This is a genomic window from Citrobacter sp. Colony219, from assembly GCF_019382635.1.
GTDB classification, from domain to species: Bacteria; Pseudomonadota; Gammaproteobacteria; order Enterobacterales; family Enterobacteriaceae; genus Citrobacter; species Citrobacter youngae.
In genome coordinates, this window is the sequence record NZ_CP080033.1 from 2,298,510 (window position 1) to 2,318,260 (window position 19,751).

The following is a 19,751-nucleotide window of genomic DNA, read 5'->3' on the forward strand; positions in this document are numbered from 1 at the left end:
GGCAGATGAAAATGATTCCTTTAGGCAGTACGGATATTACGCTTTCCCGCATGGGATTAGGCACCTGGGCGATTGGTGGCGGTCCGGCGTGGAACGGCGATCTCGATCTGCAGGTATGTATTGATACCATTGTTGAGGCGCATCGCTGCGGTATTAATCTGATTGATACCGCGCCAGGCTACAACTTTGGCAACAGTGAAGTGATTGTCGGACAGGCACTGAAAAAGCTACCGCGTAACGATATCGTTGTTGAAACCAAATGCGGCATCGTCTGGGAACGAACAGGCAGCCTGTTTAACAAAGTGGGCGACCGGCAGTTGTATAAAAACCTCACGCCCGAGTCGATTCGCGAAGAGGTGGATGCCAGCCTGCAAAGACTGGGTATTGAGAGCATTGATATCTACATGACCCACTGGCAGTCGGTCGAACCCTGTTTTACGCCGATTGCAGAAACCGTCGATACACTAAACGCACTCAAGAAAGAGGGGAAAATTCGTTCTATCGGTGCGGCGAACGTCGATGCGGAACATATCAGGGAGTATCTCAAACACGGTGAGCTGGATATCATCCAGGCCAAGTACAGCATCCTTGACCGGGCACTGGAGGCTGAACTGCTGCCGTTATGCCAGCAGCATGGCATCGTGGTGCAGGTCTATTCACCGCTCGAGCAGGGGTTGTTGACCGGTACTATCGCCAGAGATTATGTCCCGGGCGGGGCGCGGGCCAACAAAGTCTGGTTCCAACGGGACAATATGCTACGGGTGATTGACATGCTTGAGCAATGGCGGCCGTTGTGCGAAAAATACCGCTGCACAATCCCCGCGTTGGCACTGGCGTGGATTTTGAAGCAAAGCAATTTAATCACCTTGCTGAGCGGCGCAACCGCGCCTGAACAGGTTCGTGATAATGTTCAGGCGTTAACGATTTCCCTAACCGATGATGATTCTTCATTGATGAGGCGAATGGCTGAGGCGTTGGATACAAAATAAGCCAAATGGGAGTTACCTCTGTTTCTGTGTAAAATAGTATTAAAATCTGTGATTCAGACATGTTCTTTTGAAAATAAACATAGCCTGTGAGATACTTGGGTCTTATTATTACTTTGCAGGAAACAGAGGTGTCATCGTGGCGGCAAAAGACAGGATTCAGGCCATTAAGCAAATGGTGGCGAATGATAAGAAAGTAGCGGTATCTAATTTAAGTTCGATCTTTCAGGTGACTGAAGAAACGATTCGCCGCGATCTGGAAAAACTGGAAGATGAAGGTTTTTTGACCCGAACATATGGCGGTGCAGTGCTCAATACCACCGCGTTGTCCGACAATATCCATTTTTATAAGCGTGCAAAATCTTTTTTTGAAGAAAAGCAGATCATTGCCCGTAATGCATTACCGTTTATTAAAAATAAGACCACCATGGCTGCCGACTCCAGCAGTACCGCGATGGAATTATTAAAACTGTTGAAGGAAAGAAACGATCTGACGCTCCTGACCAACTCGGCCGAAGCTTTTCATGAGCTGGCACAGTCAGAGATTAACGTTGTTTCTACTGGCGGTGAATTAAATAAAAATACGCTGTCGCTTCAGGGAAGGATCACCAAGGAGATTATCAGCCGCTATCATGTTGATATCCTGGTGATGAGCTGCAAAGGTCTGGATATGCAGAGCGGGGCGCTTGATTCTAACGAAGCGGAAGCTGAAATCAAAAAGACGATGATCCGCCAGGCGACCGAAGTAGCTCTGTTAGTTGATCATTCGAAGTTCGATCGTAAAGCGTTCGTCCAGCTCGTGGACTTTAGCCATATTAATTACCTTATAACCAATAAGGCACCGGGTGCAGAGTGGATTGCATTTTGCAAAGAGAATAATATTCAACTCGTATATTAATTTTAACGTAGGGCGTGTCGATATTATTTTAGTTTGCACCTGGACAATGCCATAAGAACCTAATGATGATGGATGGCGCGGCGAAATTTATTCTGCCGCGATCGCCATACTTTCTATTTAGCTTAATTTGAGGCATCCAGATGGAACAATGTGACCCTATCGGTGCAAGATTAGATCGCTTACCTTTATCTCGATTTCATTTTCGTATTTTCGGCATTATCAGTTTTAGTTTATTAGTCACCGGTTTTCTCAGCTATTCCGGGAATGTGGTATTGGCAAAATTAGTCAGTACCGGTTGGTCAAATAATTACCTCAACGCCGTGTTTACCTCGGCTCTGATGTTTGGCTATTTTATTGGCTCACTAACCGGTGGCTTTATTGGTGATTATCTTGGCCGACGCAAGGCGTTTCGCTTCAATTTGCTGATCGTCGGGGTCTCTGCCTGTGCGGCAACGTTTGTGCCTAACATGTACTGGCTTATCTTTTTCCGCTTCCTGATGGGGAGCGGAATGGGAGCGCTAATTATGGTGGGCTATGCCTCATTTACTGAATTTATTCCGCCCGGGGTGCGTGGGAAGTGGTCTGCTCGCCTGTCGTTTGTCGGCAATTGGTCGCCGATGCTGTCGGCGGCAATTGGCGTTGTAATTATCGCCTTTCTAAGCTGGCGGATGATGTTTTTACTCGGTGGCATGGCAATGCTCTTAGCATGGTATCTGTCGGGAAAGTACTATATTGAATCTCCTCGTTGGTTGGCTGGCAAAGGACAGAGAAACGAAGCTGAAAAACATCTTCTACAGGTGGAACTGCAAATTGAGAAAGAAAAAAACATTACTTTACCTTCCTGTCATAGCGATTGCCTGACGGCGGATATAAGCACGGAAAGTGATTCATTTTGGCTCTTGTTCAAAGGACCGATGCTGCGTTGTACGCTGGTGGCAATCACTGTGCTTATTGCGATGAATATTTCGCTCTATACCATTACGGTATGGATCCCGACGATTTTTGTTAATTCGGGAATCGATGTGACGAAATCTATTTTTATGACCGCGATAATTATGATTGGCGCACCCGTTGGGATATTTATTGCCACACTGATTATCGACCGTTTTCCACGACGATTGTTTGGTTCATTCTTGTTGATTATTATCGCGCTGCTCGGCTATTTCTATTCGATTCAAACCGAAGAGTGGGCTATTTTGAGCTACGGGTTGGTGATGATCTTTTTTTTGTATATGTATGTGTGCTTTGCCTCTGCGGTATATGTCCCCGAACTGTGGCCCACACACCTTAGATTGCGGGGATCGGGCTTTGTGAATGCCGTGGGAAGAATTGTCGCAGTATTTACGCCCTATGGCGTCGCTATCTTGTTGACCCGCTACGGCTCGATTACGGTCTTTATCGTGCTAGGCATAATGCTGGTGCTGTGCGCCCTGATTCTTTTTTGCTTTGGCATCGAAACACGCAAAGTTTCGCTGGAAGAGATTTCAACGCTGGCCTGAGATAACGTGCCGACAGGGGAGATCCTGTCGGCATCAATTAGCGCTGGGTTTCCAGCCAGTCGTCCAACGTATACAGCGTTGCGCCCGCCGCCGCCATGTCCATAAAGGCGTTTGCACTGTCCTGGGGGTGAATATTGACGCCACGGCAGCCATCGGTAATAACGCTGACGGTATAACCCAAATCGAGCGCATCCAGAACGGTAAATTTGACGCAATAATCAGTTGCCAGTCCCATAATGATGAGGTCGGTAACATGATGTTGCTGAAGCCACGCATTCAGTGCAGTAGCCTGGCGACGACCGTTATCAAAAAACGCACTGTAACTGTCGACCAGCGGGTTCTCGCCCTTGGTAAAGGTTTGAGATATCGCCCGCTGTTTCAGCAGTGGATGTAGGCTTGCTCCTTCACTGTGCTGTACGCAATGATCGGGCCAGAAGGTTTGCGCCAGGCCATCGAGTTGTCCCTGGCTGTAGGGGGCAACCTGATGCTGGCTGGCAAAGCTGCCGTGATTAGCCGGGTGCCAGTCCAGGCTGGCAACGACGGTGTCACCGCGTACGGCACACCAGTCAATCAGACGGTTGGCAATATCGATTGTGCTGTCACCTTGTGGGACCGCGAGGGCACCACCGGCACAAAAGTCATTTTGTAAATCGACCAACAGTAAGGCTCGGGCCATGGGCATAGACTCCTTTATTCGTCCGGGGTAAGCTCGCCGCGCAGATTTTGCGTCATTGCTTCACGGATCGTCTGCGTATCCAGTCCCTGACTCAGCAAATAGTGTAGTTTGGTGAGTGTGGCTTCGACGGTCATATCCGCGCCGCCAATCACGCCAGCATGCGCCAGTGCATTCCCCGTCGCATAGCCCCCCATATTTACCTTGCCGGACATACACTGCGTAAGGTTCACCACCACAATGCCACGCGAACTCGCATCTTCAAGTTCTTTCAGGAACTCTTTATTCTGCGGTGCATTCCCCACGCCGTAGGAGCGCAAAATTAATGCTTTTACAGGTTGGCGCAGGAAGTTGCGCACCACGTCAGCGGAGATGCCGGGGTAAATGGTGACCACACCGATCGGTTGTGGCGTAATAGGATGCACAACCAGTTCGCCAGCGCCATGTGGCGCAGGCGGTGTCCCCAGCCGACGAATGTGGATCCCCGCTTCCAGCAGCGGCGCAAGGTTAGGTGAGGCAAAGGCGTCAAAACCATCGGCGTGCGCTTTAGTGGTCCGGTTGCCGCGAAACAATCGATTGTTGAAAAACAGAGTCACTTCATTAATCGGGTAATTTGCGGCAACGTACAGCGCATTGAGCAGGTTGATTTGCCCGTCTGAGCGTAGCTCGGCTAATGGGATTTGTGACCCTGTCACAATGACCGGCTTGCCCAGATTCTCCAGCATAAAAGAGAGCGCCGAAGCCGTAAACGCCATGGTATCGGTGCCGTGCAGAATGACAAAACCATCGTAATCGTCGTAGTGCGCTTTAATGTCTTCCGCAATATGCTGCCAGTCTTCCGGCGTCATATCGGAGGAATCCATCAGCGGGGCGTATTCGTGGATGGTGAAGTCTGGCATCTCCGGACGGTGGAATTCTGGCATCAATGCCAGCTGGCGCTGCAGGTGACCGGAAACGGGAATATAACCCTGTTCTGAGCGCTGCATACCAATGGTACCGCCGGTATAGGCAACGTAAATTGATTTTTTCTGCATGACTTTTCTTCTGTCTCAAAGAAAACCCCTCTTCATCCCGAAGAGGGGTCAATAGTTAGCGAACGTTGGCGCAGGTCAGGCAAAACGCATAGCGGTTTTGCGGATCGTTGAATGCGGCCAGCTTATCGCTTTCGGCTTTTACTGCACTGGCCGCAGAGGCCAGCGGTGGCGGGAGCATAGCCTGAATGGCGTCAGGCAGCATGGCACGAACGGAGCCAGACATGCTGTCCATCACCATATCAACGAATGTTGGTTCGTCCTGATAATACTCAATGTGCCACTGTTTCAGTTTGCCAAGCTCAGCCGCTTTCGCGACGGCGTCGTCAAAATCACCGAGGCTGTCTACCAGACCGTTGGCTTTCGCATCCTGACCGGTCCAGACGTGGCCCTGCGCGATTTTGTCAATCTGCTCAGGCGTTGTCTTACGCGCATCCGCAACCAGCGTGATAAAGCGTTTGTAGCCGTTCTCAATGCTCAGTTGCATCATCTGCTGCACTTCCGGCGGTAACGCTTTGGTGATGGAGATATCCGCCAGTGGGGACGTTGCAACACCGTCAGTATGCACGCCAATTGAATCCAGGCTGTTTTCTACCGTGTTGATAACACCAAAGATGCCGATGGAGCCGGTCAGGGTGCTGGGGTTTGCCACGATGTAGCTGGCAGGCGTAGAGATCCAGTACCCACCAGAGGCCGCCATGCCACCCATGGAAACGACAACCGGTTTGCCCGCCGCTTTTGCCGCTGCCAGCTCAGAACGGATTACTTCCGAGGCGCTGACGCTGCCGCCAGGGCTGTTAACGCGCAGAACAATGGCTTTCACTTTCGGATCAAGACGCGCTTCGCGGATCTGTGCGGCAGTGGTGTCGCCGCCCACATTCCCAGGGGTTTCTTCGCCGTCCATAATCGCGCCATTGGCGAAGATAACGCCAATGCTGTCGCCGGTATCTGCCGGGGTTTTCAGCGTGTAATCGTAGTAGCTGACAGAGCGGTAGTTTTTATCCGCTTTACTCCAGCCAAACTGTTTGGTCAGCATTTTTTCGACTTCGGCGCTGGAGGCCAGTGCATCCACCAGTTTGTTGTCGAGCGCATATTTCGCGGTATCACCATCGACTTTCGTCAAACCGTCCAGCATGGCCTGTGCGCCCGGGAACACCTGCTGCGCAGGGATCTGGCGATTGGCAGCGACCGTGTCGAGATAGTTCTGCCACAGCTCGCCTATCCAGCGGCTGTCGGCTTCACGCGCGGCAGGAGACATATCATCACGGATAAACGGTTCTACGGCAGACTTATAAGTCCCGACACGGAACACGTGCGTGGAAACTTTCAGCTTGTCGAGCAGGGACTTGTAGTACAAACCGTTGGTGGCAAAGCCGTGCAGATCAACGGAACCCTGTGGAGAGAGGTAAATTTTGTTGGCAAAACTGGCGAGATAATACTGCCCCTGGCTGAAGTTATCGCCTACGGCAAAGACCGGTTTACCGCTGTCGCGGAATTCCCGCAGCGCTTTACCGATATACTGCATGGAAGGCTGGTCGGCCCCGGCAAAATTTTTCAGATCCATCACGATGCCGGTGATGTTGCGATCATCTTTTGCCTGGCGAATAGTATTCACGATATCGAACAGGGAGTTTTCCTGCAGGCGATCGGAACTGGCGCCAAACAGTTGACGACCAATAACGCTTAAGCGACTGGTGCTCGACGGCTTATCGACAATCACCCCCGAGATATCCAGCAGCAGTGCGCCTCGCTCAGCGTGTTCACTGGTATTGCTGCTACTGACCTGCATCCAGATGCCCACGCCCACCAGCACCAACAAGATGAAGAACAGGTTAAGCACAAATTCACGGACGAAATTGAGTAATCGCCATGTCCATTTAAAAAATCCGGCAATAAATCGCCACAGGGTTCGCATGTATTCTCCCTACCGATTAACAACACGCCACCCGAAATTCCGGAGAAAGGCGTTAAGATGAGGCTATCGTAATGACCCGGCAGGCACTTGTCAGCAGGAATCGCCGCCTGTGCTGTAACAAAATCCGCCCACGTGTTAATTTTGTGAACAAATATCATTGTTGGAGTTAAGCAAATGGATGCACTCGAATTACTTATCACCCGTCGTAGCGCTTCTCGTCTTGTCGAACCGGCCCCGGTGGGAGAACAGCTGCAAAATATTCTGCGCGCTGGTATGCGTGCGCCAGACCACAAGTCGCTACAACCGTGGCAATTTTTTGTGATTGAAGGTGAAGGACGCGAACGCTTTAGTGCCGTGCTTGAAAAAGGCGCAATCGCCGCAGGTAGCGATGAGAAAGCTCAGGAAAAAGCGCGCAGCGCACCGTTTCGCGCGCCGCTGATTATTACCGTGGTGGCGAAATGTGAAGAAAGCGACAAGGTTCCGCAGTGGGAACAGGAAATGTCTGCCGGTTGTGCTGTGATGGCTATGCAGATGGCCGCAATTGCCCAGGGCTTTGGCGGTATCTGGCGCAGTGGTGCATTAACCGAAAGTGCGGTCGTTCGTGAAGCATTCGACTGTCGCCCGCAAGATAAAATCGTCGGTTTCCTCTATTTGGGCACACCGCAGCTAAAAGCATCCACGACGATCAACCTTGCCGATCCGAGCGCATTCGTCCGTTATTTCTGATATCAACGGCAAAACTGTCTGGATTATGAGCAAAGACACCCGAATTCAGACAGTCACTCTTACCACATCATGGAATGAGCGCTACCATATCCGGATTGCAATGACAGGAGATGTCCATGAGCGAGCACGCTATTCGTTTAACGCAATACAGCCACGGAGCCGGTTGCGGTTGTAAGATTTCCCCCAAAGTACTGGAAACCATCCTGCACAGTGAGCAGGCGAAGTTTGTTGATCCGAACTTACTGGTGGGTAATGAAACTCGCGACGACGCGGCGGTATACGATCTGGGGAACGGCACCAGCGTTATCAGCACCACCGATTTCTTTATGCCGATTGTCGATAATCCGTTTGATTTTGGCCGCATCGCCGCGACTAACGCCATCAGCGATATATTCGCTATGGGCGGCAAACCGATTATGGCAATTGCTATTCTGGGCTGGCCGCTGGATAAGCTGGCGCCGGAAATCGCCCGCGAAGTCACCGAAGGTGGACGTTTTGCCTGCCGTCAGGCGGGTATCGCGCTGGCGGGTGGTCACTCTATTGATGCCCCTGAGCCTATCTTTGGCCTTGCGGTAACCGGCGTTGTGCCGACCGAACGCGTGAAGAAAAACAGCACCGCAGAGGCAGGGTGTAAGTTATTCCTGACCAAGCCTCTGGGGATTGGCGTTCTGACGACAGCAGAGAAAAAATCGCTGCTGAAGGACGAACACAAAGGACTGGCGACGGAAGTGATGTGCCAGATGAACATTGCCGGCGCGGCATTCGCCGAAATCGATGGCGTGAAAGCCATGACCGACGTCACCGGTTTTGGTCTGCTCGGACACCTGAGTGAGATGTGTCAGGGCGCAGGCGTTCAGGCGCAGATTGTCTACCAGGCTATTCCTAAGCTGCCTGGCGTTGAAGAGTACATCGCGCAGGGTGCGGTACCCGGCGGTACCCAGCGTAACTTTGCCAGCTACGGCCACCTGATGGGTGAAATGCCGCAGTCGGTACGCGATCTGCTCTGCGATCCGCAAACTTCCGGTGGCCTACTGCTGGCGGTAACGCCGGAAGCTGAAGCCGAAGTGAAAGCGGCAGCGGCGCAGTTCGGTATCGATCTCACCGCCATTGGTGAGTTAGTGGAAGCTCGTGGCGGTCGCGCCATGGTTGAGATCCGTTAACCCGATGCGGTTGTTTATTGCCGAAAAACCAAGTCTGGCGCGCGCCATCGCCGATGTGCTACCCAAGCCGCATCGCAAAGGTGACGGCTTTATTGAATGCGGAAATGGACAAGTGGTGACCTGGTGTATTGGTCACCTGCTTGAACAGGCGCAGCCGGACGCCTACGACAGTCGTTATGCTCGCTGGAGTTTGGTCGATCTGCCGATTGTCCCGGAAAAGTGGCAACTGCAACCGCGCCCCTCGGTGACCAAACAACTTAACGTCATTAAGCGCTTTTTGCATGAGGCCAGCGAAGTTATTCACGCCGGTGACCCCGATCGTGAAGGGCAACTGCTGGTGGATGAAGTGCTGGATTACCTGCAACTGGCGCCTGAAAAGCGCCAACAGGTGCAACGTTGCCTGATTAACGACCTCAACCCGCAGGCCGTTGAGCGGGCTATTGAGCGGCTGCGCGCCAACAGTGAGTTTATTCCGCTGTGCGTGTCGGCACTGGCGCGAGCGCGTGCGGACTGGTTGTACGGTATCAATATGACGCGCGCTTACACCATTCTCGGACGTAACGCGGGCTATCAGGGCGTACTTTCGGTCGGGCGCGTACAAACGCCGGTGCTTGGGCTGGTTGTGCGTCGCGATGAAGAGATTGAGAACTTCGTCGCCAAAGACTTCTTCGAAGTGAAAGCGCATATCGTAACGCCCGCCGATGAGCGGTTTACCGCTATCTGGCAGCCGAGCGAAGCGTGTGAGCCGTATCAGGATGAAGAAGGGCGCTTGCTGAATCGCACGCTGGCTGAACACGTGGTGAACCGCATTAACGGTCAACCAGCGATAGTCACCAGCTATAACGATAAACGGGAATCAGAATCCGCGCCGTTGCCGTTCTCGCTGTCGGCGTTGCAGATTGAGGCGGCGAAGCGCTTCGGTTTAAGTGCGCAAAACGTTCTGGATATCTGCCAGAAGCTGTATGAAACCCACAAACTGATTACCTATCCGCGTTCGGATAGCCGTTATCTGCCGGAAGAGCACTTTGCCGGACGTCACGCGGTGTTGAACGCGATTAGCGTCCATGCCCCGGATCTGCTCCCGCAACCGGCGGTCAATCCCGATACGCGCAACCGCTGTTGGGACGATAAAAAAGTGGATGCGCACCACGCCATCATTCCTACCGCGCGCAGTTCATCCATTAACCTGAACGACAACGAAGCGAAAATTTACAACCTGATTGCCCGTCAGTATCTGATGCAATTTTGCGCAGATGCGGTATTCAGGAAGTGCGTTATTGAGCTGGATATTGCCAAAGGTAAGTTTGTTGCCAAAGCGCGTTTTCTGGCGGAAGCCGGATGGCGCACGCTGCTCGGCAATAAAGAGCGCGACGAAGATAACGACGGAACGCCGTTGCCGGTGGTGGCAAAAGATGACGAGCTGCTGTGCGAAAAAGGAGAGGTCGTCGAACGCCAGACCCAGCCGCCACGACACTTTACCGATGCCACGCTGCTGTCAGCGATGACCGGAATTGCGCGTTTCGTGCAGGATAAAGATCTGAAAAAGATCCTGCGCGCAACGGATGGCCTGGGAACGGAAGCGACGCGCGCCGGGATTATCGAGCTGCTATTTAAACGCGGATTTCTGGTGAAAAAAGGGCGTTATATCCATTCCACCGATGCCGGAAAAGCGCTCTTTCACTCGCTGCCAGAAATGGCGACGCGTCCGGATATGACCGCGCACTGGGAATCTGTCCTGACCCAAATCAGTGAAAAGCAATGTCGCTATCAGGATTTCATGCAGCCGCTGGTGGGAACGCTGTATCAGCTTATCGATCAGGCGCGCAGCACACCGGTACGACGCTTTCGTGGAATTGCTGCACCTGGCGGTAGTGGTGATAAGAAAAAGAGTGCGCCGCGTAAACGTCCGGCGAAAAAAAGCCCGCCATCTGAAGAGGCGGGCGTGTAAGTCTGTAGGCCTGATAAGCGTAGCGCATCAGGCTTTGCCGGATGCGGCAACCGTGCTTTATCCGGCCTACGGGTCTATAGAGACGATATTAAATCACACCCTGGCCCAGCATCGCGTCGGCAACTTTCACGAAGCCCGCGATGTTGGCACCACGTACGTAGTTGGTCTGCTTGCTTTCGCCGCCGTATTCAACACAGGCATGGTGAATATCCAGCATGATGTGGTGCAGACGCGCATCCACTTTCTCCGCTTTCCAGCCCAGACGTGCGGCGTTCTGCGCCATTTCCAGACCGGATGTGGCGACGCCACCGGCGTTGGCGGCTTTACCTGGTGCAAACAGTACGCCAGCTTCGAGGAACAGGTCGGTGGCTTCGATGGTGGTCGGCATGTTCGCGCCTTCAGCCACGGCCTTGACGCCGTTGGCGATCAGCATTTGCGCGGCTTCCACATCGAGTTCGTTCTGCGTGGCACACGGCAGGGCGATATCGACCGGAACTGACCACGGTTGTTTGCCTTCCAGGTAGGTCAGGCCAAACTCACGGGCATAATCCGCTACGCGACCGTCACGGCTGTCTTTGATTGCACACAGACGCGCCAATTTTTCTTTGGTAAATCCGCTTTCGTCGACTACGGTTCCGCTGGAATCGGAGGCGGTAACCACCCGCGCGCCAAACTCCATGGCTTTCTCAATGGCGAATTGCGCCACGTTACCGGAGCCAGAAACCGCCACGCGCATGCCTTCAAAGCCCAGACCATGGCGTTTGAGCATCGCTTCGGTGAAATACACCAAACCGTAGCCGGTCGCTTCCGGGCGGATCAGACTGCCGCCGAAAGAGAGACCTTTACCGGTAAAGACGCAGGCGCTGTTGTTGGAGAGTTTTTTCATCATCCCGGCCATAAAGCCGACTTCACGGCCACCCACGCCGATATCGCCCGCCGGAACGTCGGTATCGGGACCTAAATGGCGGAACAGTTCGGTCATCAGCGCCTGGCAGAAACGCATGATTTCGCCTTCGCTTTTCCCTTTCGGATCGAAATCGCTCCCGCCTTTACCCCCGCCCATTGGCAGGGTGGTGAGGGCATTTTTAAACGTCTGCTCGAAGCCGAGGAATTTCAGGATCGACAGGTTCACGGACGGATGGAAACGCATACCGCCTTTGTATGGGCCAATGGCAGAGCTAAACTGCACGCGCCATGCGCGGTTGACTTGCACCTGATTGCGGTCGTCCAGCCAGACTACGCGGAACTGGATCACGCGCTCCGGTTCAACCAGACGTTCCAGCAATGACATCTGACGATAACGTGGGTTTTGCTCGAGGAAGGGCCACAGCGTGGTCATTACCTCACGAACGGCTTGCGCGAACTCGGTCTGATTCGGGTCGCGCTTTTGCACATGGTTAAGAAATGACTCCAGAGAACATGTCTGATCCATAGATATAAGAACCTCTTATGTATTGATATGGTTATATTTTTGATATTTGTGTTAAGTGTTTTGCAGTTTTTGACTATACCACCAGCACTGTGACGAGACGCAAGAAAAAATTAATCCCGCTAAGTAAATTAATATTGCGTCGTGGGTCATAACCAAAAACGATGATCGAAGAGGCTAAAGTTTCTGCCGGTTTATACCGTTATACTGAGCATAGATGTCAGTTAAAAAGGAAAGAATATGCGCCGTTTAATCATGGCAGGTGCGTTGGCACTGATGTCCAGCGCGACGCTGGCAAATCAGCTTTATCGCCCGGACGTGCAGGTGAATGTGCCGCCGGAAGTGTTTAGTTCCAGCGGCCAGCGCGCGCAGCCATGTAATCAGTGCTGCATTTATCAGGATCAAAACTATTCAGAAGGGGCGGTGATTAAAGCCGATGGCGTGCTGCTACAGTGCCAGCGCGATGAAAAAACCATCAGCACGAATCCGCTGGTCTGGCGTCGCGTAAAAGAATAAACGCTTCCAGTAGCGGGATATCGGCAGGCGCCAGCGGATAACGCAGCGCCTCTTCGGGTGAACACCAGACGATATCCTGATGCTCATACGCCTTCAGTTCTCCCTGATATGACGGTACATGCCAGGCATGTAAGTGAATCAGTCGGCCCGAAACCTCGCGTTGATGGCTGGCAATGTAGCGCCCCACGACTGCCTCAATGCCCAACTCTTCACGCAGTTCTCGGGCCAGCGCATCTGGCTGACTTTCGCCCAGCTCAACCTTACCGCCGGCAAACTCCCACATGCCTGACTGATCCGCATGCTGCGGACGCTGAGCCAGTAAAATTTTGCCATCACGTTCAATAATAGCGGCGACCACGTCGAGGGTTTTCATTATATTCATCAAGATCTAACGACAGAAAATGACATACTATCGTTATCTTTGTTTTATCTAAAGTATTCAGGAGCCACCGTTGAACGAACCTCAGTCGTGGGTAAAGCCGTTAACGCGTACCCCTTCCAGTCTAAAACCGCTCGTTGCTACGCAGAAAAAACATTATGGTGATGTGCTGCATCCCACGCGCTGGTGGGGGCGGATGCCGTTTCTGTTCTGGCTGGTGGCGCTGTTTGTCGGGTTTCTGGAGCGTAAAAAGGCGCGCTTAACGCCGGTGATGCGCGCGCTGTTGATGACCCGCGTTTCTCAGGTGTGCCACTGCGCTTTCTGCGTTGATGCCAACAGTTTACGGTTGGCTGAACGCTGTGGCGCGCTGGATAAAGTCTTACAGGTTGCCAACTGGCAAGAATCGGCGCTATTTAGCGCAGAAGAGCGAGTAGCGCTGGCCTATGCCGATGCGGTCACTGCCACGCCTCCACAGGTTGATGCTGCGCTGAAAGCGCAGATGAAGCAGCATTTTACCGAGGACGCCATTACGGAAATGACCGCGTTGATTGCGTTTCAAAATCTCTCGGCGCGTTTTAATGCTGCTCTCGATATTCCTTCCCAGGGGCTGTGCGACAGCTTTATAGGACGCCCGCATGCTTGATCGTCATATTCATCCGCGATTAAAACCGCTTTTGCATCGCTGCGTAAGCATTATTGATAAACCGGCGATTACCCCGGACGGGCTTACGCTGGTCGGTTTTGCCATTGGCGTGTTGGCCTTGCCATTTCTGGCGTTAGGCTGGTATCTGGCAGCGCTGGCGGCCATTGTGCTCAATCGGCTTTTTGATGGGTTGGATGGGGCGCTGGCGCGGCGCAGAGGGCTAACCGACGCAGGCGGATTTATTGATATCTCGCTCGATTTTCTGTTTTACGCCTTAGTGCCGTTTGGTTTTATGCTCGCCGATCCGGTGGCTAACTCGCTGGCTGGTGGCTGGCTGCTGTTCGCCTTTATGGGAACCGGCAGCAGCTTTCTGGCCTTTGCCGCGCTGGCAGCGAAACATCAAATTGATAACCCGGGCTACGCGCATAAATCGTTTTATTATCTGGGGGGACTGACCGAAGGTACCGAGACGATTTTGCTGTTTGTGTTGGGGTGTCTGTTCCCGGACTATTTTGCCGTGATGGCGTGGGTCTTTGGCGCGCTGTGCTGGATGACGACGTTTACCCGGATCTGGAGCGGATACCTGACGCTGAAAACAGTTCAGCGCCAGGAATAATCAGAGATTACTTGCTGCTGTCCGGACCCCGTTCACCGCTGGCAACCGGATTTTTTGGATTGCTGCTCCACTCATACCAGCCGCCGTCGTAGACGGAGACGTTTTTCCAGCCCATCGCACGGGAATACATAAACGTTTCTGAAGCGCGCCAGCCGGTACCGCAATAGAAAGAGACCTGTTGATTCGGCAGGATATTCCATTGCTTCCACATGGCGGCGATGTCATCCGCGCTGCGCATGGTGCCATCCGGGTTATGAAAATCTTCCATATGCGTGGAGTCGCTGCCTGCGTGGCCCCAACGTGCGCCTGCAATCTCACCTTTTGGCTTAATGTAGCTGTAGCCACTGGTGGTACCGACAAATTCTGGCCATGAACGAATGCTCACCAAAGACGCATCCTGGCGATGCAGCAGACCGCGAGCCTGTTCCATATCGAGCATCAGCTGCGGCTGGGCAGGAATGGTCACGCCGAAATCTGGTTCTGGTTTCACCGTTGGCGGAGTGCCGCGTTCGACCGGTAAACCTGAGTCGGACCAGGTTTGCCAACCGCCGTCGAGCAGACGAACATCTTTCACGCCTGCGTACAGCATAATTTGCGCCACGCGAGCGGCGGCATAGACATCGCGACCGTATAAAATCACCGTGGTGTCATGGCGGATACCGTGCTTCGCCAGCATCGCTTTGAGCTGCGCGTCGGAAACTTTATTCCACAGCGGTTCGCTTTCAACTTCGTTGGTATCAATGTAGCCCGCACCAGGGATGTGGCTCAGCAGATACAACTTCGGCGCGCCCCAGGCGGCCTCAATCACTTTCCAGTCACCCGCCGGTTTAGCGGTTACGTTTTTACCCTGCTGCAGGTCGTGCAGCCACTGCGGGTACACCAGCTGTTCGAAGTGCGGCAGACGTTGCAGGCGGGCAGGGTCCGTAAGCGCATCGCTGAGGGTGGAGATATGGTTAAAGCCCACTTTTTGCAGGCGGGTTTTGACAGCCTGTATGTCGTTATCGTTGCCATACAGCGCCACCGGCGCGTCGGTGTTGAGTTGATGTGACTTAACCCAGGCGCTGAGTTGTTCATCATTCATCTTGTCGAGCCAGGCGGCAGACAGGTTCAGTGCGGAAGGTTCGTGTCCTGAAGGACCATTAAGCGACTGCGGCCAGCCGTTGTAAAAAGCGCTCTGACGGGTATCGATCGCCGCGCCTTGCTTTTGCTGTAACTGGTCGAGGGTGAGCGTCTGTGCTGTTTCAGCAGCCCAGGAAGAAGCGCAAGCGAGCCCTAAAGCCAGTGCCAGCGCGGTCATTTGAGAAACACGTTTCATCGAATAGCCCGACGTTGAAAAAAAGAGGACGACATTCTGTGCCGCCGGTTACGTAAAAACCTTGCGTTAACGCAGCATATCGCCACATTCACGCCCAGTTTTCCATCTGAAATACACGGCCTGCTGGCGGGACATCCTGCGCGTCATGGGTAACCTGTACCACTGGGATACCCAGCTTACGCACCTCGGTGAAGACCCATTGGCGAAAGGTGTCGCGTAGCGACGCATCCAGCCGACTAAAGGGTTCATCAAGTAACAGTGCCTGGGGCTGCGCCAGCAGTGCGCGGAGCAGGGCGACACGCGAGCGTTGTCCGCCGGAGAGCGATGCCGGATCGCGCGAATAAAAACCGGCCAGGTCAGCGCGTGCGAGAGCACTTTCCACCGCATGGCTTCTGGCGGGACCTTGCAGGCTGGCAGGTAGGGCCAGCAGTAAATTCTGCCCAACGCTGAAATGGTCAAACAACAACGCATCCTGGAACAGAATGCCAATCTGGCGCTGCGCCGTAGGCAGCGCGTCAACGCGTCGTGCGTTGAGCCACAGCTCGCCTGATGCCTGAAATTGAGGTGACAACGCCCCGACCATCCACGAAAACAGCGAAGACTTTCCACTGCCGGAGGAACCCATAATCGTGACAATGTCACTTTTATTAACCTGAAAGGTAACGTTCTTCAGCAGCGCAGTCGCACCCTGGTACAACGAAAGGTTTTGCACAATGAGCATTAGCGGAGTCCTTGTCGAAAGCGGCCAATCCACGCAGCGAGAAACGCCGTGAGTGCGAAAACTAACAGCGGTAACAGAAGCTGCCATAGCGCCTGAGTTGCCAGAATCGCAGTGCTACCGCCGCTGCTTAATGCCACCGCTTCGGTGGTCAACGTGGGAAAGCGTCCAGCGCCTAACCACAGCGTCGGCATATACTGGGCGATACTGACAGAGAATCCGACCGCGAAGGCAATCAGAGCCGAGCGAGCCAGTAGCGGGCATTTTACCTGCCAGAATATGCGGCCCCGCGTCCAGCCCAGCGTTTGCGCAATCAAAATCAATCGCGGGTCAATGCGCTGCCAGGCCGGTTTAAGCACAAATAGCATCCAGGGCATCACCCATAGCAGGTGTCCCCAGACAATGGTCCTCATCAGTCCATCTTGCCCGGCATATAACGCCAGCAAATACTGGCCGGTTACCAGCGGCAGTGCAGGCAAAATCAGCGGTAGCCAGACCCAACGGTGTCCGGTTTGCGGTCCCCATTCCAGCCAGGCAAAAAGTATCAGCAGCGCCAGCAGGCTGGAGACGAGTCCCAGTTGCAGACTATTGCCGAGCGCCTCGCTATTTAGCGATGAATAGTTGGCGAGCAGCGCCAGAACCAGTGCGCATAGCACACCGTTAAGGGGCAAAAGTTGTACTAATGAACGTTCGATTGTACAGGATGGAAAACGCAGGCGTTCACCGGTTGCCGCAGGAATGGTGTGGCGCCAGGCGCGCCATAACAGATACCCTGCCAGCGCGATGATGAAGAGCAACAGCACCAGCAACAGGCTGGCGAGCGCGCCTTTAGCCTGCTGCCCGGCATCGCCCTGACTGAGCCATTGCCAGCTCAACACGGCAAGCGTTGGCGGATTTCCGGGGCCAAGAACGATTGCCACATCCACAACGGAGAGTGACCAGGCAACAATCGCCAGCATAACTTTGCCTAATGCCGGGCCGATAGCGGGCAGTACCAGCCAGTTCAGGCATTGCAGTCGGCTGTAACCCAGCGAATCCAGCACGATAACCTGCTGCGAAAGTTGTTTTTCACTCAGTAGAGCCAAGAGGATCCATAACAAAAAAGCGCTCTCTTTCACCGCCAGCGTCACGCCAAGCCCAATGCCGTAACGGTCTGGTTGTGGGCTGAGGAACGGAAGCCATTGCCAGATTTTACCGCCTTCGGCAAAAACCAACAGCACGCTGGTGGCGAAGGCAACATGCGGGATCGCCAGCAGCCACGGAAGACGGGTGCTTAGTCGCGCCCAGCCTGCGCCGGGCCATAAAGCGAGGATCGCCAGCAGCGCGATGATTAGCGCGCCGCTGGCAGCCAGCCCTGTGGAAACCAGCGTCGCCAGTAATGCCTGCGGAAGTTGAGGGTCGGCAAAGAGAGCCAGCCAATGGGTTAGGCTAAGGGCTGGCGCTATCAGAGAGAAAGCCGCTGGCGCCAGCGGCAGATAAACTGCCGCCATGATGGCCCAGAGTAGCAAAATTAATGCGTACCGTAGCGGCGTAGCCATTCTTGTTCCAGAGCGTTTACCCAGGCAGCATGCGGTTCCGGCAGAACGGCAGGGAGTCCTTGTGGGATCCGTGCCAGCAGCGCATCACGCTGTTCGACAGGTAATTTTTGTGGATCAAGCACCGAAGGATCTCCCCAGACGCTCGGGTCAGCTTTGCGCAGCTGCGCTTCAGGTGAGAGCAGAAAGTTTGCCACCACTTTCGCTCCGGCGCTGGCGCGCGCATTCGCCGGAATAGCGACAAAATGCACGTTGCCGAGCATGCCCTGTGAAAAACCAAAACTGTAGCTGCTTTTGGGTAATTCGCCGCTGGTCACTTTTTGCTGCGCGTGGGCAGGGTTAAAGGTCAAGGATAAACGCAGGGTTCCAGAATTGAGCAGCGCATCCATTCGCGCAGGTGTGGGCGGAAAGTCTTTGCCTTCGCGCCACAGTACAGGGTGCAGTGTATCAAGATAATGCCACAACGGCGCGGTAACGTCGGCGAATGTGGCTGTATCTGGCGCGAGTTTTAGCGCTTGTGGTTGCGTGGTGAGCGAAATTAACAACTGCTCCAGAAACGCCGTACCGGTAAAGTCAGGCGGGCGCGGATAGGTCACCGTGCCGGGGTGCGCCTGCGCAAATTCAAGCAGTGCTTGCGGAGATTGCGGCGCCTGCGCGGTGAGATCGCGCCGGGCAATAAAGGTGAGTTGGGCACCGCCCCACGGGGATTCAGCCCCCTCCGTTGGCACGGAGAAATCCTCGCTCACCGGTTTTTGGGTATCAACATAGCGCCAGTTAGGCAACGTTTGCGCCCATTGGGTTTGCAGCAGCCCGGCTTCTTTCAGGGTGCGGAAATTTTCGCCGTTTACCCACAGTAAATCGACAGAGCCTCCGGTTTTTCGCCCGGATGCCGCTTCCGTCTGGATGCGTTTTACTGCGTCGGCGGCATCTGCCAGGCGTACGATTTTCAGGTTAATGGCGTAGTGCGTTTTCATCTCACCGCTAACCCAGTCGAGATACTGGTTAACTGCATTGTCGCCACCCCAGGCGTTGAACCACACCGTCTGACCGCGGGCATCATTTTTGATTTGCTGCCAGCCGTCGTTCTGGGCAAACGTCGCCAGCGGACAGAGCATTAAACTCAGGCACAATAAGCAGTAACGCATAGTATCTCCATGGCTAAAAATGGGGGAAGTCTCAGGTTTTTTTTCGTTGATGTTCAAGATAAAGGCTTCTCGCCACTGAAATTATTACGCTCAGAGCGAACAGGATGAACAGGCCGGTTACAAACCAAAATGTACCGCCGGTTAACAGGCTACCCGCCCATGAATAGACGATAGTGGCGGGTAACTGTCCGATGCCGGTGGCGATGAAAAAATGGCGAAACCGAATCGAGGTCAGGCCTGCCGCGTAGCTTACTGGATCGAACGGTACAAAAGGTAACAGGCGACAGACCAGAATGGTGTGCTTGCCATAGCGCTCGAAAAAAGCGTCCATATTGTTCAGCACCGTTTTTCCGGTCAGCTTTTCTACCGCACCGCGACCTAAAATACGGGCAATAAAAAAGCACAGCGCCGCACCTGCCATCGCACTGCTCCAGGACAGTATGCCGCCCCAAAATGCGCCAAACAGCGAGGCGTTGGCAAAGGTGATCACAAAAGCGGGAAGCGGGGCGACGATGGCCTGCAAGATCATCAGGAAGAATGAAACGACCGCCGCCTGAGTTCCGTAAGAACGAATAAAATTCTCAAGAGCATGCTGATCGAGCGTGGTAAATGCAGTCAG

Annotated in this window: 19 protein-coding genes; 9 read left to right on the forward strand and 10 right to left on the reverse strand. The window is 53.7% G+C overall.

Annotated elements, in window-relative coordinates:
• The first annotated feature begins 5 nt into the window (after positions 1-5).
• From JTI85_RS10095 to JTI85_RS10105, 3 genes are all read left to right on the forward strand, one after another.
• Positions 6-989: an aldo/keto reductase gene (locus JTI85_RS10095; protein ID WP_048211912.1), complete on the forward strand. Its 984-nt coding sequence runs from the start codon at positions 6-8 to the stop codon at positions 987-989.
• Between the two features lie 136 nt (positions 990-1,125).
• A complete protein-coding gene (locus tag JTI85_RS10100) occupies positions 1,126-1,884 on the forward strand; it encodes a DeoR/GlpR family DNA-binding transcription regulator (protein WP_048211911.1) in 759 nt (252 codons plus the stop codon).
• 140 nt (positions 1,885-2,024) lie between these two features.
• The gene (locus JTI85_RS10105; RefSeq protein ID WP_048211910.1) at positions 2,025-3,383 is read left to right on the forward strand and encodes an MFS transporter; all 1,359 of its coding nucleotides are present in this window, start codon (positions 2,025-2,027) and stop codon (positions 3,381-3,383) included.
• A gap of 37 nt (positions 3,384-3,420) precedes the next feature.
• Here the strand turns inward: JTI85_RS10105 and pncA are convergent, their stop codons facing one another.
• From pncA to sppA, 3 genes are read right to left on the reverse strand one after another with little or no spacing between them, the layout of a single operon-like run.
• Positions 3,421-4,059, reverse strand: coding sequence for a bifunctional nicotinamidase/pyrazinamidase (gene pncA / locus JTI85_RS10110; RefSeq protein ID WP_116360178.1), 639 nt, complete (start codon positions 4,057-4,059; stop codon positions 3,421-3,423).
• 14 nt (positions 4,060-4,073) lie between these two features.
• Positions 4,074-5,090, reverse strand: coding sequence for an asparaginase (ansA, locus tag JTI85_RS10115; RefSeq protein ID WP_219352525.1), 1,017 nt, complete (start codon positions 5,088-5,090; stop codon positions 4,074-4,076).
• Positions 5,091-5,145: 55 nt separating this feature from the next.
• Positions 5,146-7,002, reverse strand: coding sequence for a signal peptide peptidase SppA (gene sppA / locus JTI85_RS10120; RefSeq protein WP_121584535.1), 1,857 nt, complete (start codon positions 7,000-7,002; stop codon positions 5,146-5,148).
• A 174-nt stretch (positions 7,003-7,176) separates the two neighbouring features.
• On the opposite strand from sppA, the gene JTI85_RS10125 reads away from it, so the two are divergent.
• The 3 genes from JTI85_RS10125 (at position 7,177) to topB (ending at position 10,836) form a co-directional block, all read left to right on the forward strand.
• Positions 7,177-7,728 (forward strand): NAD(P)H nitroreductase, encoded by a 552-nt coding sequence (locus JTI85_RS10125; RefSeq protein ID WP_121584536.1) that lies wholly within the window; start codon positions 7,177-7,179, stop codon positions 7,726-7,728.
• 116 nt (positions 7,729-7,844) lie between these two features.
• Positions 7,845-8,888, forward strand: a complete 1,044-nt coding sequence (gene selD / locus JTI85_RS10130) for a selenide, water dikinase SelD (protein ID WP_048211905.1) — start codon at positions 7,845-7,847, stop codon at positions 8,886-8,888.
• Positions 8,889-8,892: 4 nt separating this feature from the next.
• Positions 8,893-10,836, forward strand: a complete 1,944-nt coding sequence (gene topB / locus JTI85_RS10135; RefSeq protein WP_115643506.1) for a DNA topoisomerase III — start codon at positions 8,893-8,895, stop codon at positions 10,834-10,836.
• Positions 10,837-10,924: 88 nt separating this feature from the next.
• Here topB and gdhA read toward each other — a convergent pair whose 3' ends face one another.
• Complete coding sequence (gene gdhA, locus JTI85_RS10140) at positions 10,925-12,268, reverse strand: NADP-specific glutamate dehydrogenase (RefSeq protein WP_040233659.1); 1,344 nt, start codon at positions 12,266-12,268, stop codon at positions 10,925-10,927.
• 237 nt (positions 12,269-12,505) lie between these two features.
• Here gdhA and JTI85_RS10145 point away from each other — a divergent pair, with 237 nt between their 5' ends.
• The gene (locus JTI85_RS10145; RefSeq protein ID WP_061067768.1) at positions 12,506-12,781 is read left to right on the forward strand and encodes a YnjH family protein; all 276 of its coding nucleotides are present in this window, start codon (positions 12,506-12,508) and stop codon (positions 12,779-12,781) included.
• On the opposite strand, the gene JTI85_RS10150 is transcribed toward JTI85_RS10145, so the two are convergent.
• Complete coding sequence (locus tag JTI85_RS10150; RefSeq protein ID WP_048211902.1) at positions 12,741-13,154, reverse strand: pyrimidine (deoxy)nucleoside triphosphate diphosphatase; 414 nt, start codon at positions 13,152-13,154, stop codon at positions 12,741-12,743. The two genes, JTI85_RS10145 and JTI85_RS10150, sit on opposite strands and share 41 nt — an antisense overlap.
• 79 nt (positions 13,155-13,233) lie before the next feature.
• Here JTI85_RS10150 and JTI85_RS10155 point away from each other — a divergent pair, with 79 nt between their 5' ends.
• Entirely contained in the window at positions 13,234-13,803 is a 570-nt protein-coding gene (locus JTI85_RS10155; protein WP_219352526.1) for a carboxymuconolactone decarboxylase family protein, read from the forward strand.
• Positions 13,796-14,419 (forward strand): CDP-alcohol phosphatidyltransferase family protein, encoded by a 624-nt coding sequence (locus JTI85_RS10160; protein ID WP_061067770.1) that lies wholly within the window; start codon positions 13,796-13,798, stop codon positions 14,417-14,419. The genes JTI85_RS10155 and JTI85_RS10160 overlap by 8 nt, the downstream gene beginning before the upstream one ends.
• A gap of 7 nt (positions 14,420-14,426) precedes the next feature.
• Here the strand turns inward: JTI85_RS10160 and JTI85_RS10165 are convergent, their stop codons facing one another.
• From JTI85_RS10165 to JTI85_RS10185, 5 genes are all read right to left on the reverse strand, one after another.
• A complete protein-coding gene (locus JTI85_RS10165) occupies positions 14,427-15,734 on the reverse strand; it encodes a sulfurtransferase (protein WP_219352528.1) in 1,308 nt (435 codons plus the stop codon).
• An 88-nt stretch (positions 15,735-15,822) separates the two neighbouring features.
• Positions 15,823-16,455, reverse strand: coding sequence for an ATP-binding cassette domain-containing protein (locus JTI85_RS10170; protein ID WP_116360170.1), 633 nt, complete (start codon positions 16,453-16,455; stop codon positions 15,823-15,825).
• Positions 16,455-17,990 (reverse strand): thiamine ABC transporter permease, encoded by a 1,536-nt coding sequence (locus JTI85_RS10175; protein ID WP_219352530.1) that lies wholly within the window; start codon positions 17,988-17,990, stop codon positions 16,455-16,457. The genes JTI85_RS10170 and JTI85_RS10175 overlap by 1 nt, the downstream gene beginning before the upstream one ends.
• Entirely contained in the window at positions 17,963-19,132 is a 1,170-nt protein-coding gene (locus JTI85_RS10180) for an ABC transporter substrate-binding protein (protein WP_219352532.1), read from the reverse strand. The genes JTI85_RS10175 and JTI85_RS10180 overlap by 28 nt, the downstream gene beginning before the upstream one ends.
• A 31-nt stretch (positions 19,133-19,163) precedes the next feature.
• Positions 19,164-19,751 (reverse strand): TVP38/TMEM64 family protein (locus JTI85_RS10185; protein ID WP_219352534.1); only part of this gene is annotated, 588 nt, incomplete at its 5' end.